Annotated in this window: 15 protein-coding genes; 6 read left to right on the plus strand and 9 right to left on the minus strand. The window is 62.5% G+C overall.

Annotation, left to right across the window (positions count from 1 at the left end):
* Nucleotides 1-22 precede the first annotated feature (22 nt).
* Nucleotides 23-1,672 carry a sensor histidine kinase gene (locus AF337_RS10330; protein ID WP_049732120.1) on the minus strand — a complete coding sequence of 550 codons (1,650 nt, stop codon included), beginning with the start codon at nucleotides 1,670-1,672 and terminating at the stop codon, nucleotides 23-25.
* Between the two features lie 152 nt (nucleotides 1,673-1,824).
* Between AF337_RS10330 and AF337_RS10335 the strand changes: the two genes are divergently transcribed.
* The 4 genes from AF337_RS10335 to AF337_RS10350 all read left to right on the plus strand — a co-directional run bounded on the left by AF337_RS10335 (nucleotide 1,825) and on the right by AF337_RS10350 (nucleotide 6,372).
* Nucleotides 1,825-3,135, plus strand: coding sequence for a GGDEF domain-containing protein (locus AF337_RS10335; RefSeq protein WP_049732121.1), 1,311 nt, complete (start codon nucleotides 1,825-1,827; stop codon nucleotides 3,133-3,135).
* A 227-nt stretch (nucleotides 3,136-3,362) separates the two neighbouring features.
* Nucleotides 3,363-4,058 (plus strand): GntR family transcriptional regulator, encoded by a 696-nt coding sequence (locus tag AF337_RS10340; protein ID WP_049732122.1) that lies wholly within the window; start codon nucleotides 3,363-3,365, stop codon nucleotides 4,056-4,058.
* Nucleotides 4,059-4,135: 77 nt separating this feature from the next.
* A complete protein-coding gene (locus tag AF337_RS10345) occupies nucleotides 4,136-5,023 on the plus strand; it encodes a dihydrodipicolinate synthase family protein (RefSeq protein ID WP_049732123.1) in 888 nt (295 codons plus the stop codon).
* A 2-nt stretch (nucleotides 5,024-5,025) separates the two neighbouring features.
* Nucleotides 5,026-6,372 carry an NAD(P)/FAD-dependent oxidoreductase gene (locus tag AF337_RS10350; protein ID WP_049732161.1) on the plus strand — a complete coding sequence of 449 codons (1,347 nt, stop codon included), beginning with the start codon at nucleotides 5,026-5,028 and terminating at the stop codon, nucleotides 6,370-6,372.
* 20 nt (nucleotides 6,373-6,392) lie between these two features.
* On the opposite strand, the gene AF337_RS10355 is transcribed toward AF337_RS10350, so the two are convergent.
* The 8 genes from AF337_RS10355 to AF337_RS10390 all read right to left on the minus strand — a co-directional run bounded on the left by AF337_RS10355 (nucleotide 6,393) and on the right by AF337_RS10390 (nucleotide 13,541).
* Nucleotides 6,393-7,427, minus strand: coding sequence for an L-idonate 5-dehydrogenase (locus AF337_RS10355; RefSeq protein WP_049732124.1), 1,035 nt, complete (start codon nucleotides 7,425-7,427; stop codon nucleotides 6,393-6,395).
* Between the two features lie 9 nt (nucleotides 7,428-7,436).
* A complete protein-coding gene (locus AF337_RS10360; RefSeq protein ID WP_049732125.1) occupies nucleotides 7,437-8,843 on the minus strand; it encodes a TRAP transporter large permease in 1,407 nt (468 codons plus the stop codon).
* 4 nt (nucleotides 8,844-8,847) lie between these two features.
* Nucleotides 8,848-9,420 carry a TRAP transporter small permease gene (locus AF337_RS10365; protein ID WP_049732126.1) on the minus strand — a complete coding sequence of 191 codons (573 nt, stop codon included), beginning with the start codon at nucleotides 9,418-9,420 and terminating at the stop codon, nucleotides 8,848-8,850.
* Between the two features lie 260 nt (nucleotides 9,421-9,680).
* A complete protein-coding gene (locus AF337_RS10370) occupies nucleotides 9,681-10,655 on the minus strand; it encodes a sialic acid TRAP transporter substrate-binding protein SiaP (RefSeq protein WP_049732127.1) in 975 nt (324 codons plus the stop codon).
* 23 nt (nucleotides 10,656-10,678) lie between these two features.
* A complete protein-coding gene (locus AF337_RS10375; RefSeq protein ID WP_049732128.1) occupies nucleotides 10,679-11,437 on the minus strand; it encodes a FadR/GntR family transcriptional regulator in 759 nt (252 codons plus the stop codon).
* A 151-nt stretch (nucleotides 11,438-11,588) separates the two neighbouring features.
* The gene (locus AF337_RS10380; protein ID WP_049732129.1) at nucleotides 11,589-12,365 is read right to left on the minus strand and encodes a molybdopterin-binding protein; all 777 of its coding nucleotides are present in this window, start codon (nucleotides 12,363-12,365) and stop codon (nucleotides 11,589-11,591) included.
* The gene (locus AF337_RS10385; protein ID WP_049732130.1) at nucleotides 12,362-13,204 is read right to left on the minus strand and encodes a cytochrome b/b6 domain-containing protein; all 843 of its coding nucleotides are present in this window, start codon (nucleotides 13,202-13,204) and stop codon (nucleotides 12,362-12,364) included. Before AF337_RS10385 ends, AF337_RS10380 begins: the two co-directional genes overlap by 4 nt.
* A gap of 88 nt (nucleotides 13,205-13,292) precedes the next feature.
* Nucleotides 13,293-13,541: a pentapeptide MXKDX repeat protein gene (locus tag AF337_RS10390; RefSeq protein ID WP_010067279.1), complete on the minus strand. Its 249-nt coding sequence runs from the start codon at nucleotides 13,539-13,541 to the stop codon at nucleotides 13,293-13,295.
* Between the two features lie 186 nt (nucleotides 13,542-13,727).
* On the opposite strand from AF337_RS10390, the gene AF337_RS10395 reads away from it, so the two are divergent.
* On the plus strand, nucleotides 13,728-14,276 hold the full coding sequence (locus tag AF337_RS10395) for a sigma-70 family RNA polymerase sigma factor (protein WP_049732162.1): 549 nt from the start codon (nucleotides 13,728-13,730) through the stop codon (nucleotides 14,274-14,276).
* Nucleotides 14,273-14,917, plus strand: a complete 645-nt coding sequence (locus AF337_RS10400) for an NrsF family protein (protein WP_049732131.1) — start codon at nucleotides 14,273-14,275, stop codon at nucleotides 14,915-14,917. The genes AF337_RS10395 and AF337_RS10400 overlap by 4 nt, the downstream gene beginning before the upstream one ends.
* The last annotated feature ends 68 nt before the right edge of the window (nucleotides 14,918-14,985 follow it).

A 14,985-nucleotide genomic window follows, 5' to 3' on the forward strand; every position in this document is an offset into this window, starting at 1 on the left:
TCCGAGTTCGGGCGCAATATCTCTATCCGGCCTTCGCTGCAGGTTCCCCGGTTAAGAAGACAACTTCGAAGACCAGCCCTTCGGGCCTGTAGTCCGACCTGGAGCGCGCCTGCGCCTTGAAGGAAAATGCCCGCTCTATCAGGACGGAGCCAAAACCTCTTTTCGTCGGCGTCGACACCGGCGGCCCGCCGGCTTCCGTCCAGACGAGAAGGACGCGCCCGTCATCGTGCTTCCACTCGATGGCGACGGTTCCCTGCTCGCTTCCGAGGCTTCCGTACTTCGTCGCATTGGTCGCCAGTTCGTGGAGCACGAGGGAAAGCGGCAGGGCGATATCGGCGGGAAGAACCACGTCGGGACCATCGAGACGAATGCGTTCCTCCGAGGTGATATGCGCCCGCAAGGCGGCGGAGATGATCTCCCGGACGGACGCGGCCGACCCCTCCCGCGACAGAATGAGATCATATGTGCCGGCAAGTGCGGCGAGCCTTTCGGCAAAGGCGACATAGCTTTCCGGATTGGCACGCGAGAAGGTCTGCCGGGCGATCGCCTGAACGAGGGCGAAGCCATTCTTGACCCGGTGCGCCATTTCGCGGACGAGCAGGGTTCGCTCCTCCTCCGCCTGCTCGTTCCGGCGTCTCCGCTCATCGAGTTCGTCGAGCAGCCGATCGAAGGTCGCGCCGACGACATCCAACTCGTCCGGCCCTGTCATGCCGGTGCGCGCCGTCGTCTGGCCGCTGCGCCACTTCTCCATCACCTCGGCGATCCGGGAGATCGGCACGAGGATGAAGCGGTTGCCGATGAAGATCGCGGCAAGAAAGGCGAAAAGCGCACCGCCGGTGATGGCGAGCGTATTCATCAGCGTCGCCCGGTTGATCGGCGCGAAGGCTTCCAGCTTCGAGAAGCCGGCGCTGACATAGAGCGGGCTGGCAGGCAGCGCGATCGGCCGATAGCCGAGAACGCTCGTTGTTCCATCCTTGCCTGCGATCTCGACCACGTCGGGCTGCTCGGCATGGACCAGGCGCTGGTATTCCTCGGATAGGACAGTGCCGACGAACCGTTCCGGAAGGGGAACGTGCGCGACGACGGTTCCCTTGCCGTCGGCGATCGTCACCTCGTTACCGGGCGCGACTCCACGCTCGGTGATGCGGTTCTGCAGCCAATCCACCCGGATTCCGCTGACGATGACGGCCTTGACGGCGTCGCCCTCCATCAGGGGCATGGCGAGCGGCAGGACGGGCTTGTCGACGAGGCGGCTCTGCGTATAGGTGCCGACGGCGAACCCCTTGGTTTCGAGTACCTGCTGAAAATAGTCTCGATCGGAGAACACCACGCCATCGGGAAAAGCCATGCTGCCGCAGACCGGCTGCCCGTCGAGCCCGACGACGAAGATGGTGCGGATGTTCGGAACGTTTTCCGCGACCGATTTGAGGGCTTCATTGCAGCCTTGGACCTCAAGATGCCGCACGGATGGCATGGCGGAGACGGACACCAGAAGGGCGTGCAGCCCCTCCACGATCCGTTCGACTTCCGACGACGCTTGCCTGGCCGCCTGCGCCGCGGATGCGCGCACCTCCTCGTTGCGCTGATGGCGGAGCGCGACTTCATTGTATGCGAGCATCGCGACCACCGGCGCCAGCGCCGCGACCGCAACTGCAACCAGCTTGAGTCTCATCCTGTTCCCTCTCGGACGAGGGTTCGTAGCATGATCGGGACGATCTGGCCCAGATCACGCAGGAAATCTTGTTTACAAAATATCAACATAGGAATCAGGACATCCAGGCGTGAGCCTTGCCGAGCTTTCGATCGCGGCTAGATAATCCAAGGATGAATGATACCAAAAGCACCTCCTCCGAAGGTTCTGCCGCCGGGTCTTTCTCGCCGCGGCCGTTGACTGGCGCGATGGCGGATGAGGTCGAACGTCTTCTATCGGGCCGAACCCGTGATATCCGCCTGACGGGGGATCTGCGCCGCCGATATGACGAAAGGTCATGGCGGCAGACCGCGAAGGTTATCCGGTCCTGGATGATATGGGTGGCATTCGTCGATATCCTGACGCTGGCGCTGAACGCTATCCTGCTTCCCCACCAAATCGTCCTGCCGATGGTCGCTCCCGCCTGCCTTTTGCCGCCGGCGGCAATTTTCACAGCGGTCGTCTGGAGCAAGCCGCGCCCGGCGGCGGTTCAGCGCGCATCGCTGCTGGTGGGAATGTGTCTCATTCTGCTGTCGGTCGCCCTCGTCGGCGTCTTTGCCGGAGGGGAGTTTTACGAGCGGCATCTGACCATCATGCTCTTTGTGGCAACGAGTGCAATCACCATCTTCAGCGCGCCGCTGGCGTGGACGATTGCGATCGCCTGTTATGCCCTCTGCCTTTATTTCATCCTGCAGTGGTACAATCCGCTTGCGGAAACGGGCAGCGTCATTGCCGGGACCCTGTTCTTTTCCTGCGGTATCATCGCGACCGTGGTTGCCCGGCGCACGATGAACATCCTGGCGCAGAAGACATTTCTCCTGGACTGCAGGGACCAGCGCCGGGTTGCGGAACTGGCCGATGCGAACGCCCGGTTGGAACGGCTGGCCAGAACCGATCCGCTGACGGGGATTGCCAACCGCCGCTGGATGATGGAAACGCTCGAGAGCCTGTGGCGCAACGGCCGGGAAACCGGCGTCGTCACAGCCATGCTCATGTGTGACATCGATCACTTCAAGGCGCTGAACGATAAGCTCGGCCATGGCGAGGGCGACCGCTGTCTCGTCAAGGTTGCCGGCATCATCCAGAGCTGCGTACGGGCCGACCGCGACCTCGTCTCGCGCCATGGCGGCGAGGAATTCCTGATCGTGCTTCCGGATGTCGACGAAGACGAGGCCATCGCGGTGGCAAAGCGAATACGCGAAAGCGTGGAAGCCGCCGCCCTGCCGAACCCTTCCTCCGGGGTCGGCCCTTCGGTAACGCTGAGCGTCGGAGTAGCCTTGAAATCGGCGCTCGACATCGACATTTCACTGGCCAGCCTCCAGCACGAGGCCGACATGGCTCTCTATCGCGCCAAGGAAGCGGGCCGCAACCAGGTCTGTGTCTTTCGCCGGCAACACCAGGCTGCGCCGTCGGAACCGATCGTCGCTCGGCGCCAGAGCTTGTGATTGCCGCTCTGATCTCCACACCGGATCGGACCCGTTCGGGGTCGCTGTGATGCGTAAGCGTCCGCGATGCGATAAATGGCAATGAAAACAAGTTCTTGAGCTGGGAGAAACCGTCGGTCGTCGCGCCTGACGAGCCGAGAGCGACTGCCATAATTCTTTTTGACGACTTGACGCCTATCATATGTCTACATAATGTCTTCAGAAGAGACTATGAGACGGACAACTCCATGAACGCTGAAATCGCCAGTCCCGACCGCAAGACCAGCCTCGAACTTGCGCTGCGCAGGCGCATCCTGACCATGGAGCTGCCGCCGGGCTCGGTGCTTGATGAAGTGGCCTTGAGCGAAGAGTTCGGGCTCTCCCGCCCGCCGGTGCGCGAGCTGATGCGGCAGATGGCCGGCGAGGGTTTTATTGAGCTCGAGACGAACCGCGCCGCCCGCGTCAGCTCGATGAGCTATCAGTCGCTGCGCGACTTCTTCCTGCTGGCGCCGATGATTTACATCACCGCCAACAAGCTCGCGGCGGAGAACCGCACGAAAGCGGAACTCGACACTCTCAAGCAGATCCAGCGCGCCTTCCGCAAAGCGGTCGAGGACTGCGATGTGGAGAGCAGGGTGCTCCACAACGACCAGTTCCATCGGCAGGTCGGCGAGATGGCACACAATGTCTATGTCGTTCCAAGCCTGCGCCGCCTGCAGATCGACCACGCCCGTATCGGCAAGATCTTTTACCAGCACCCGAACACGCCGCGCATGCAGGAAGAACTCGAGCTGGCATCGGATCAGCACGAGGAGATGATCGACGCCATCGAGCGGCGGGATGTCGAAGCCTCCGGTGAACTGGCGCGACTCCATATCGAACTCTCCCGGAGGAACATGGCCATGTACGCGGCCCCCGAGGGACTGGAGACGCCGACCCTCTAAAGCTCCGTCAAGGCCAGTACACGCAGCTCAACACAATCTGGCTCGACCTCACAGCCTGACATAACGGGATTTAATCGATGACCGCCTTTCCCTTTCCAGGACTCAATCTCGCAATCACCACCCCATTCGATGATGCCGGCCGCATCGATTACGGACGGCTTGAAATCAACATCGAACACTATCTCGCCGCCGGGATCGGCAGCTTCCTGTTCAGCTCGGGAACCGGCATGCACGTCTATCTCTCCAAGCAGGAGTCCGAAGAACTGGTCCGCCGTGGCGCGAAGATCGTCAATGGCCGCGCCAAGGTGATCGCCCAGACGTCGGCCTTGCTGGTCGAAGACGTCGTGGAGCGGACGGCCCGCGCCCGCGACGCCGGCGCCGAAGGCGTCATGGTGCTTCCACCCTTCTTCGAAGGGCCGACCGACGACCAGGGCATCCTCGATTTCTACGCCGAGGTCGCCAAATCTGGCCTTCCCGTTATCGGCTATAACGTGCCGCAGGCGGTCGGCGTCGCCATCACGCCGGAACTCCTCGAAAAGCTGAACGACATTCCGGGCTTCTCAGCCGTCAAGGACAGCAGCGGGGATTTGGGAAAACAGGCAGCCCTCATCCGTACCGGTCGTTTCGTCATGAACGGCGCCGACCCTCTCGTTCCCTATGCGCTTTATGCCGGTTGCGACGGCCTGATCTGGGGTGGTGCAAATTTTGCGCCGAAAACCTCTGTTGCCCTCGTCGAGGCCGCCGCACAGCGCAACTGGGATGAGGTGCGCTCGCTCTGGAAAATCCTGGAGCCGGCGATGGGTCTGATCTGGGAAGGTGACTACGTCCAGTCCGTCTACGCAGCCGCCGAGCTGATCGGTTATGGCGCCGGCGCCCCGAGAAAGCCGCTGCGCGCCCTTGCTCCGGAAAAGCTTCCCGCTCTCCGGCGCGCGATCGAACCGCTCATGGAGCGGGAAGCGATTTGACCGTGACCCAGGCCGCACAGAACGTCTTCGTCGCATCCAGGCTTCCCAAACGCGCCGGCCTGTCGGGCTGGGTGGCCACACTTGCGCCGCGCACGCCGCGCCTGACCCTGGACGAAGCGATCAGTGTCGATGTCGCCATCATCGGCGGTGGCTTTGCCGGCCTGTCGGCGGCCCACCGGATCTCGCGGCTCGATCCGACCGTCCGGGTCGCCGTTCTCGAGGCCGGCATCGTCGGCGAAGGCCCGGCCGGCGCCAATTCAGGCTTCATCATCGATTTGCCGCACGAGGTTTCCTCGGACGATTTCAGCGGCGAGTCGGAAGGCAAATTCCGCGACTCCGTGCTCCTGCAGCGTTCGGCCATCGCTCTTGCGAGCGAACTCGCCGCCGAGAACGGCTGGGGAAAGGATCTGTTCGATCCCTGTGGCCGCTACAGCATCGCGATGAGCACGCAGGGCGACAAGCATCTCGAGGCCTATTCGCTGCAGCTGTCGAAGATGGGCGAAGCACATCGCCTGCTCAAACGCCCGGAAATCGAAGCCGTGACCGGATCGCAGGCCTTCACCTCCGGCCTGTTTTCGCCCGGCACGATCATCATCCAGCCGGCCGCTTACATCAGCGGCGTGGCCGACTGCCTGAAGCTGCCGGTGAGGCTGTTCGAGCAGACGCCCGCCCTCTCCTTCGAGCGCTCCGGCGGCGGCTGGCTGGTGAAGACGCCGAAGGGATCGGTGCAGGCGGGCAAGATCATCCTCGCCAATAACGGCCATGCGGAAAGCTTCGGTTTCTTCCGCGGGCGCCTGCTGCATGTCTTCACCTATGCGTCCCTGACCGAGGAATTCGATCCGGCAAGACTCGGCGGCGACAGGAAGTGGGCGGCGACCCCGGCGCTGCCGATGGGATCAACGGTGCGCCGCATCAACACTGGTGGCGGCGACCGCATCCTGGTGCGCTCACGCTACAGCTATAATCCCGGCATCGAGATCAGCGATGCCGTCATTCGCAGCGCCGGCCGCCTGCATGACGGCAAGTTTTCCCATCGTTTCCCCACGCTCGCCGGTGTCGGCATGCAGTATCGCTGGGGAGGCGCGATGGCGCTGACGCGCAACCACGTGCCGGCCTTCGGAGAAATCGAGCGCGGCGTCTTCGCGGCCTGCGGCTGCAACGGCCTCGGCGCATCGAACTCCACCGCCGCCGGCATCGCCGCGGCCGAGCGCGTGCTCGGGCACGACTCCGAACTTGGCCGCGTCTACAGCCGTCTGGCAGTGCCGGTTCTACTGCCGCCGCAGCCGCTGACGACGATCGGCGCGAAGATCCATCTTGCCTACCGCGAATGGCGCGCCGGAACGGAGTAAGGCGCGCTGAGCTTCCCGCTCTAAAACGTAAGCTGCACCTTACAGGCGGCGGAGCGGTCGCCGGCAAGGGTGAAAGCGGCGGTGGCTTGTTCGAGCGGCAGGCTGTGGCTGATGATCGGCCGCACGTCGATCTTGCGGTGGGAGATCAGCGCGACGGCGGTGGCGAATTCCTCGTGGAAACGCTGCGTGCCGTGGATGTGAAGCTCCTTGCCGACAATGGCGTTGAGGGGGATCGGGATCTCTCCGGTGACGCCGACCTGCACGATCGTGCCGCGCGGCCGGATGGCGGCAATGGCGCTGCGGATCGCAGGTGCGGCGGCCGAGCATTCGAAGACGAGATCGAAATAGCCCTTCCCCGCCTCGAATTCGCCAAGCGCTGCGGCATCCCGGGAAACATTGATCGTGCGGCTGGCGCCCATCGCCCTGGCCCTCTCCAGCGCCGCATCCGCCAGATCGGTCACCACGATCTCGGCCGCACCGTGATAAGCGGCAACCGCAACCATCAGGGCGCCGATCGGGCCGGCGCCGGTGATGAGGACACGTTTGCCGGTGGTAACGCCGGCCCGCGATACGGCGTGCAGGCAGACCGACAATGGCTCGCTGCAGGCCGCTTCGGCAGCCGTCGTCGCAGGCCCGACTTCGAAGCATTGTTTGGCCGGCACCACCAGCCATTCCCGGAACATGCCCTGTTCGTGCGGCAGGCGCATTGCGCTGCCCATGAAGCGCATCTCCAGGCAGTGGATCGGCAAGCCCTTTTGACAATATTCGCAATGCCCGCAGGGTTGGCTGGGATTGACCGCGACCAGCGCGCCGGCTTTGAAATCGACCCCCTCGCCTGCCCGGCTCACGCTTCCCGCGGCTTCGTGGCCCGGGATGATCGGCTCGCGAACCCTGACCGGTCCGAAGCCGCCATCCTGATAATAATGCAGATCGGAGCCGCAGATGCCTGCCGCCGCCATTTTGAGCAGCACCTCGCCTGGGCCGGGAGCCGGAACGGTGTCGGTTTCGACCCTGAGATCGCCCTTCTGGTAAAGCCGTGCCAGACGTGTCTGCATTATACCCTCCTATCTCAGCAGCCCGAGCTGCTGCGGCAGCCAGAGCGATACGGCGGGGATGAAGGTGATCAGGATCAGCGCCAGGAAGAGCGGCACCAGCCAGGGCAGGATCGCCATCGTCGTGCGTTCGACCGAGAGTTTCGCGACCCTCGACAGCACGAAAAGCACCATGCCGAGCGGCGGATGCAACAGGCCGATCATCAGGTTCAGCGTCATGATCAGGCCGAATTGAACCGGATCGATACCGAACTTGGCGACGATCGGCAGCAGGATGGGCACGAGGATGGTGATCGCCGCGATCGTATCCAGGAAGCAGCCGACAAAAAGCATCAGCAGGTTCACCAGGATCAGGAACACCCATTTATTGTCGGTGATCGACAGGATCGCATCCGAAAGCAGCTGCGCCGCCTGGCTGACCGTCAGCAGCCAGGCGAAGACCGAGGCGGCGGTGACGATGAAGAGAACCGATGCCGTCGTCTCGATCGTATCGAAGCTGGCCTTGGCGAGTGTCGAAAAGGTCATGGTGCGGTAGCGCACCAGGCCGAGGAACAGCGACCAGAGCACGGCGGCGACAGCGGCCTCCGTCGGCGTGAACCAGCCCATCGTCATGCCGCCGATCAGGATGACCGGGGTCATCAACGCCATCACGGCGGAAAAGCCGAAATACCAGTCGAGCGCCAGAAGGGCGAGAAGGGCGATGCCGGCCGCGGCATTCATCGACATGCCGGCCTGCATCATCAGATAGATCGCCACAGGCACCAGCAGGACGACAACGATTTCCATGCCGGCCGACAGCAGTTGCCTGATATCGAAGGGCGCATCGGAGCCCCAGCGCTTCTTATAGGCGAAGGCGGCGACGGTGATCATCATCAACAGCGTCATGACGACGCCGGGCAGGATGCCGGCCATGAACAGAGCGCCGATCGAAACATTCGCCATCATGCCGTAGATCACGAAGGGCAGCGACGGCGGGAAGATCGGGCCGAGCGTGGCAGACGCCGCAGTGACGCCGACGGCGGCCTCGACGGGATAGCCGTGATCCTTCATCGCCTTGATCTCGATCGTGCCGATGCCGGCCGCATCGGCAAGTGCGGTGCCGGACATGCCGGAGAAGATGACGGAGCCGATGATGTTGACCTGCGCCAGTCCGCCCTTCATCCAGCCGACGAGGGCGACCGCGAAGGAATAGATGCGGCCGGTCACACCCGCCGAGTTCATCAGATTGCCTGCCAGGATGAAGAAGGGAACGGCGAGCAGCGGAAAGCTCTCGACGCCGGCGATCATGCGCTGGGCGACGATGATATCGGGCGCCACACCGTAAAGCACGATATAAAGCACGGATGCGACGGCCATCGAGATGGCGACCGGCACGCCGATCAGCATCAGCACCAGAAACGAACCAAGAAGCAGCAGCATCGGATCAACCCTCGACAGTCTGGAATTCTTCGGGGCGCTCCAGAACGGAGTAGCCGCGGCGCATATTGGCGATGAAGACGATGACCGCGCGGATCAGCATCAGCGCGAAGGCAACGAGCACGGAGTAGAAGACGATGTTGCGCGGCAGCTCGACAGTGACCATCTGCTCGTCGGCGACGATATCGACATAGCGCCACATCAGGTGGCAGCCATAGGCGAAGAAGCCGATGCGGACGATGTCGACGAAAGTGGCGAGCACACGCGCCAGCCCTGCCGGCATATAATGATAGAATACATCCACCTGGATATGCCGCGATGTCCGCACACACATGGCCGAACCGAGAAAGACGACGCCGATCAGGCAGTTGATCGCGATCTCCTCGGTCCATGCATAGCTGTCGTTCAGCACGTAGCGCGTGAAAAACTGCAGGAAGACGCAACCAGCCATCAGCCAGAAGACGGTCAGCGTGATCCAGTCCTCGATGGCGTAGTCCGCGACGTTTGCGGTCGGTGCGTGGCCTTCGAACTCGTGGCCAATTTCCTCGGCCGTGATTGGCGTGTGAATTTCTTGCGACATGACTCGGCCTTGTTCCTGTTGGGGAAGGAGGGCGCGGCGTGCAGGCGCGACCTTTGGTTTGTCGATAAGCCTTGTTGCCTACCGGGAGGCGCAGCCCCTCATCCGGCTGCCGCCACCTTCTCCCCGCCTGCGGGGCGAAGGGGATATGCGGCGACGTCTCCGTCCCTCGCCAACGTCTCGCGGGGCACGTCCCCTCTCCCCGTTTTTACGGGGAGAGGGTTAGGGTGAGGGGCAGCCGCAGGCGCGAACGGACCAGGCTCTTACTGGATCGCCCGGATCGCTTCCCAATCGGCCTTCTCATAGCCGAAATCCTCGAACTTGACCTTTTCCATCACGTTCTTTTCGAAGTCGGATTTGTCGACCTCGGTGACATTGAGACCCTTTTCCTTGAAGGTCGCAATCAGGCTGGCCTCCTTGCCGGCGATGGTCTTGGTCGTACGCTCCGCGGCCTCCTGCATGACCTCGCCGAAGATCTTCTTGTCCTCGTCGGACAGGCTCGCCCACCGCGTCTTCGAGATCACCGTGTTGAGATGATCGACGATATGGCCGGTGAGGATGATGTTCTTCTGGACCTCGTAGAATTTCTTCGCCTCGATCGTCGTCAGCGGGTTTTCCTGCGCCTCGACCGTGCCGTTCTGCAGAGCGAGATAGACTTCTGCAAAGGCGATCGGCGTCGTGTTGGCGCCGCAGGCGCGCGGCATGGCGAGATAGGCCGGGACGTCGGGCACGCGGATTTTCAGGCCCTGCATATCGGCGCATTTGGCAATCGGCTTGTTCGAGGTCGTATGGCGCGTGCCGTAATAGCTGACGGCGGCGATGTGGTTGCCGGTCTTGTCTTCATAGCCTTTGGCGAGGCGCTTGAAGACATCGCTCCTGGTGTAGGCGATCAGATGCTCGGGACTGCGGAAAATATAGGGAAAGTAAGTGACGCCGATCGGCTTGTAGTCGCGTGCGGCAAAGCTCGATCCCGAGATGATGATGTCGACCGTGCCGAGCTTCAGGCCCTGGTTGATATCGGCTTCCTTGCCGAGCTGCGAGGCCGGATAGACCTCGATCTTGTAGCGCCCGTCGGTGCGCTTGGCGATCTCTTCGGCGGCCCAGACGGAATCCGTGTGGAAGGGCTCCGAGGTTTCATAGACATGCGCCCATTTCAGTACCGTCTCAGCATGCGCGACAGCCGTCGTCGCCATGATCGCGGCTGCGGTGCAAAGTATCGTTGCCAGTCTGCTCTTCATCGCTCTCTCCTCCCGAGCTCGGGTTAAATCTTGTCGGTTCCTTTCGCGGGCCGCTTTTGGCGGCCGCGCTCCTCCTCTCCCGAAAACTCCTCCCCGAAGCTCTCGGAAAACCTCTTCTGCGATAGGGTGAGATGGGCGCGCATGGCCGCCTTGGCGCCCGCTCCATCGCCGGCGGCGATCGCGTCGCGAATGGCCCGATGCTCGTCGACGGCGCTGCGCCATGTTCCCGGCCCCTCGAAGTGGCTGGCGAGCTTGGCGAAATAAGGCGTCATGCGCATGTCGAACATCTCGCCCGTCACCCGGATCAATGTCGCATTGCCGACGATGGCGGCAATGCCGGTGTGGAAGGCGCGATCGGCGGCAAGCACCGTGCTCGCATCGTTGACGCCGCCGCTCATGCGTGTCAGCGCGTCGTCGAGCAGGGCGACGCCGTCCGGACCGGCGCAGCCTGCGGCTTCCTCGGCAATGGCGCATTCGATGATGGCGCGTGCCTGCAGCAGCTCGAAAGGCCCTTCCACCGGCTCGCGCTCGCTGCCCGCCGCAGTCGCGGCATGCTGGCGCACCACGTAGATGCCGGATCCCATGCGGATGTTGACGAGGCCTTCGACCTCCAGGACGATCAGCGCTTCGCGCACCGTCGGGCGTGACACCGACAGCTGCTCCGCCAGGTCGCGCTCGGCCGGCAGCCGCTGGCCGACGGCAAGCTCGCCGCTTGATATCATCAAACGAATCTGGTCCGCCACCTGCCTGTAGAGGCGGCGTGATTCAACAGGCGAAAACATTGGGCCTCCCCGCGGCTTCTCTCAAGCGCGCATCTGGTCAACTGGCCTGACCAATTGAGACAGAGGTATCATCGCCGGGGTTGTGCGTCAATCCGCCGCACAAAACTTAAACAGGAGAGCCTGCCCCTGGTGGGCCAGGTCTGCCCGCAACCTATATGCCGGCATACCATTCATAGCCACGATCTTCCCAGAAGCCGCCGCTGCCGCCATAAAGCCGGCCGAGATCGGCGACCGCCTCGATGCGGGTCAGATATTTCGCCTGTTTGTAACCGAGCTGTCGCTCCACTCTGAGCCTCAACGGCGCTCCATGCGCCACTTCAAGGTCGCGTCCGTTCATCGCATAGGCAAGGATCGTCTGCGGATGAAAGGCATCGACCAGATCGATGCTCTCATAATACCAGCCGGTGCCATCCAGCGTCTTTTCGTATTCATCGGCGCAATGGAACACGATGTAACGCGCCTCGGGCTTCAGCCCGACCGATTGCAGCAAGGCGCCGAGCGGCAGGCCCGTCCATTTGCCGATCGCGCTCCAGCCTTCGACGCAGTCGTGCCGGGTGATCTGGGTGCGCGACGGCATCGCCTTCAACTGCGCGAGCGAGAGCTGCGCCGGTTTTTCCACAAGCCCGCCGATATCGAGCCTCCAGGTCGAGAACTGCCGGCTCATCCAGTCGAGATATTGCGGGTTGTCAGGCATGCTGGTGCCGTTCGAGCGAAAGACCGGCGAGAGATCCGCCTCGCTGAATTCACGGGCGAGCGCGTTGTCGCCGAGCAGGAAGCGCTGCGTCTTCATGCTGAAGCTCTCGGCGACCTTCAGGACCGACTTCGTCCGGTCGCTCTCGACCAATGCGTCGCAGCCGCTCAATCCCAGTGCGGAGGCGGTCAGGGTCGAGCCGATCAGGAAGCGGCGGCGGGTGATCAGGCGGCTCATTGTTCATCTCCCTGTTCGATCGCGTAATAGCCGGTGATCATCGAGCGCAGATTGTTGAACACACCCGACAGGATCACCATGGCGACATGCACCACGACGAAGGTGACGAGCGAAAAGGCCGTGAGGAAATGCAGGGTGCGGGCCGATTGCCGTCCGCCGAAAATATCGAGCAGCCAGGGCGCCACGGCATTGAAGCCCGGCGACATGGTCAGTCCCGTCGCAACCATCAACGGCAACAGCAGAAAAATCACAACGAGATAGGTCAGCTTCTGCAAAGTGTTGTAATGGCGTGCCTCGGCTCCTTTCGGAAAACGCAGCCGGGCATGATTGACGACCTCGTGGCCGAGATGGGCGAGCGTCAGCTCCTTGCCTTCAGGGGCAAGATCCCGGCGGAAATGCCGGCTGATCAGCCCATTGAGGAGATAGACGGAGCCGTTGAGAACGAAGAGCCAGGCGAAAAAGAAATGCCAGCGCCGGCCGGTCGACAGATCCTGATAGCTGGGAACCGTAAGCCAGCTTGGAAAACCTCTTGCTGTCGCCTCGCCGTCGACATTGGAGACACCAAGGAAACCTGTCGTATCGAAGGTGAACGAACCGACATGCGTCAGCCCCTTCACCTGGCTGCCGTCTTCGGCAGCTTCCATGGAGATAAAGGACGGATCGTTGTCAGCGCCGTACTGGCCCCAGTAGAGCGCCGGATGAGCATTGAATATCTGCAGGCCGCTGAACAGCAGCACGGTGAGGCAAAGCACGTTCACCCAATGCGATAGCCGGACGGCAAGGCTGTGGCGGTAGACAAGCATGCGGCCGGTTTTCGTGCCGGCATCGATCATCGCCATGATGGTTCTCCGGAGGAATGGACATTTCGAGCAGAGAAGACGCAGCCGCCGCAGATAAAGTTTCAGCGGCCGCGCCGATCGGAAACGCCTACTTCATCGCATCGCAGGCTTTCGTCATATCGGCCTTTTTCATCGCATCCTTTTCCATGCCGGCCTTGTGCATGCAGTCCTTCTTGGTGCCCGCCATCTTCATGGCATCCTTCGACATCGCGTCGCTGTGCATCGTGTCCTTCTTCATCGTATCGGACTTCATCGCGTCTTCAGCCGACGCCGCACCGGCGAGCGAAAGGCCGACGATGAAGGCGCAGGCTGCAAGGCTGGAAACAAGTTTGGTCATGGAACTCTCCTGGAATGGGATTGTCGTGTCCGCCAGCAGTCTGCCGACGGCTCACATCAACCCATTCGAGGCAACGACGGAATGCGTTACAGCCTCACGCGCATGTGATAGGGCTGTGATGCCGACATTATTTTTGATCTTCCCTGTAACCGATTGCCGCTTTCTGCGAATGAACTTTTCGACAGCATGACAACCGCCCATTCGGAAGAAGCCCTGAGAGCATTGATGCTTCTCTCCCTTGACGGGGACGAGGCGGCCTATCGGCGTTTGCTGACGGCTTTGCGCCTGCTGCTTGTCGGCTATTACAGCCGCAGGATGGCTGCGGCGACGAAAGCGGATATGGAAGACCTGGTCCAGGAGACATTGCTGGCACTGCATTCGCGCCGATCCACCTATGATCGGAAAAGACCGTTCACGGCCTGGTTTTTCTCGATCGCCCGGTACAAGCTGATCGATCATCATCGCGGCCGCGGCGGGCGCAGGCTGGCCGAGATCGAGCTTGGCGAGGAGATCGAAAGCGACTTCAGCGAGGATACGCTGACGGCCCGCATGGATGTCGAGCGGTTGCTGAACGGGCTGTCACCGAGACAGCGCGAGCTGATCCGCCAGGTGAAATTGGAAGGCCAGTCGGTCGCCGACGCCGCAAGCCGCACCGGTCAGTCTGAATCGGCGGTGAAGGTAGGCATCCACCGGGCGCTGAAGGCGCTCGCGGAGAGATTGCGAGGCGCATCGTGACAAAGACGGACGATATCATCGAACGCCTGGCAAGCGACCTGGAGCCGGTGCCGCGCAATGCGCTACGGCGCCGCTTCGCCCTCGGCATAATGCCGGCGCTCGGGCTCTCGCTGCTGTTGATGCTGGCCATTCTCGGCCCGCGGGTCGATATGCCGGATGTGCTGATGCTGCCGGTCTTCTGGATCAAATCGGCCTATAATGCGCTGATTGCCGTAACCGCCTTCCTCGCCGTCTATCGGCTTTCCCGCCCCGACGGATCCGAGGGCCGCTTTTTCGGCCTGCTTGCCTTAATCTTCGCCGCCATGACGGCGGCCGCAGCCGCCCAGCTGATGATGGCCCCGACCGAAACTTACCCGGTGCTGATCCTCGGCTCCTCGGCCCTTCATTGCCCGTTGCTGATTCTCGGTTTCGCGATACCCGTCTATGCCGGCGCCGTCTGGGCGTTGCGCCAGGCGGCACCCTCGGATCTGCGGCTGACGGGCTTCGTCGCCGGCATTGCCGCAGGCGCAGCCGGCGCCTGGGTCTATTCGTGGTTCTGCACCGAGAACGGCATGCCCTTCGTGCTGATCTGGTATTCGCTGGGCATCCTGCTCACCGGCGCGCTCGGCGCCGCCACCGGCCCTCGCCTGCTGCGCTGGTAGATCCTTCTCCGGCGCATCGACGTCGGGTGGGCTGCAAAGACAGCCGGTTGTCGCGGAGATCAAGAGCA

This window comes from Rhizobium ecuadorense (assembly GCF_001187535.1).
Lineage (GTDB): Bacteria > Pseudomonadota > Alphaproteobacteria > Rhizobiales > Rhizobiaceae > Rhizobium > Rhizobium ecuadorense.

Coding starts and splice junctions, on each gene's coding strand:
- AF337_RS10330 (WP_049732120.1), bottom strand. CDS start 1,672: ATGAGACTCAAGCTGGTTGCAGTTGCGGTCGCGGCGCTGGCGCCGGTG.
- AF337_RS10335 (WP_049732121.1), top strand. CDS start 1,825: ATGAATGATACCAAAAGCACCTCCTCCGAAGGTTCTGCCGCCGGGTCT.
- AF337_RS10340 (WP_049732122.1), top strand. CDS start 3,363: ATGAACGCTGAAATCGCCAGTCCCGACCGCAAGACCAGCCTCGAACTT.
- AF337_RS10345 (WP_049732123.1), top strand. CDS start 4,136: ATGACCGCCTTTCCCTTTCCAGGACTCAATCTCGCAATCACCACCCCA.
- AF337_RS10355 (WP_049732124.1), bottom strand. CDS start 7,427: ATGCAGACACGTCTGGCACGGCTTTACCAGAAGGGCGATCTCAGGGTC.
- AF337_RS10360 (WP_049732125.1), bottom strand. CDS start 8,843: ATGCTGCTGCTTCTTGGTTCGTTTCTGGTGCTGATGCTGATCGGCGTG.
- AF337_RS10365 (WP_049732126.1), bottom strand. CDS start 9,420: ATGTCGCAAGAAATTCACACGCCAATCACGGCCGAGGAAATTGGCCAC.
- AF337_RS10370 (WP_049732127.1), bottom strand. CDS start 10,655: ATGAAGAGCAGACTGGCAACGATACTTTGCACCGCAGCCGCGATCATG.
- AF337_RS10375 (WP_049732128.1), bottom strand. CDS start 11,437: ATGTTTTCGCCTGTTGAATCACGCCGCCTCTACAGGCAGGTGGCGGAC.
- AF337_RS10380 (WP_049732129.1), bottom strand. CDS start 12,365: ATGAGCCGCCTGATCACCCGCCGCCGCTTCCTGATCGGCTCGACCCTG.
- AF337_RS10385 (WP_049732130.1), bottom strand. CDS start 13,204: ATGGCGATGATCGATGCCGGCACGAAAACCGGCCGCATGCTTGTCTAC.
- AF337_RS10390 (WP_010067279.1), bottom strand. CDS start 13,541: ATGACCAAACTTGTTTCCAGCCTTGCAGCCTGCGCCTTCATCGTCGGC.
- AF337_RS10395 (WP_049732162.1), top strand. CDS start 13,728: ATGACAACCGCCCATTCGGAAGAAGCCCTGAGAGCATTGATGCTTCTC.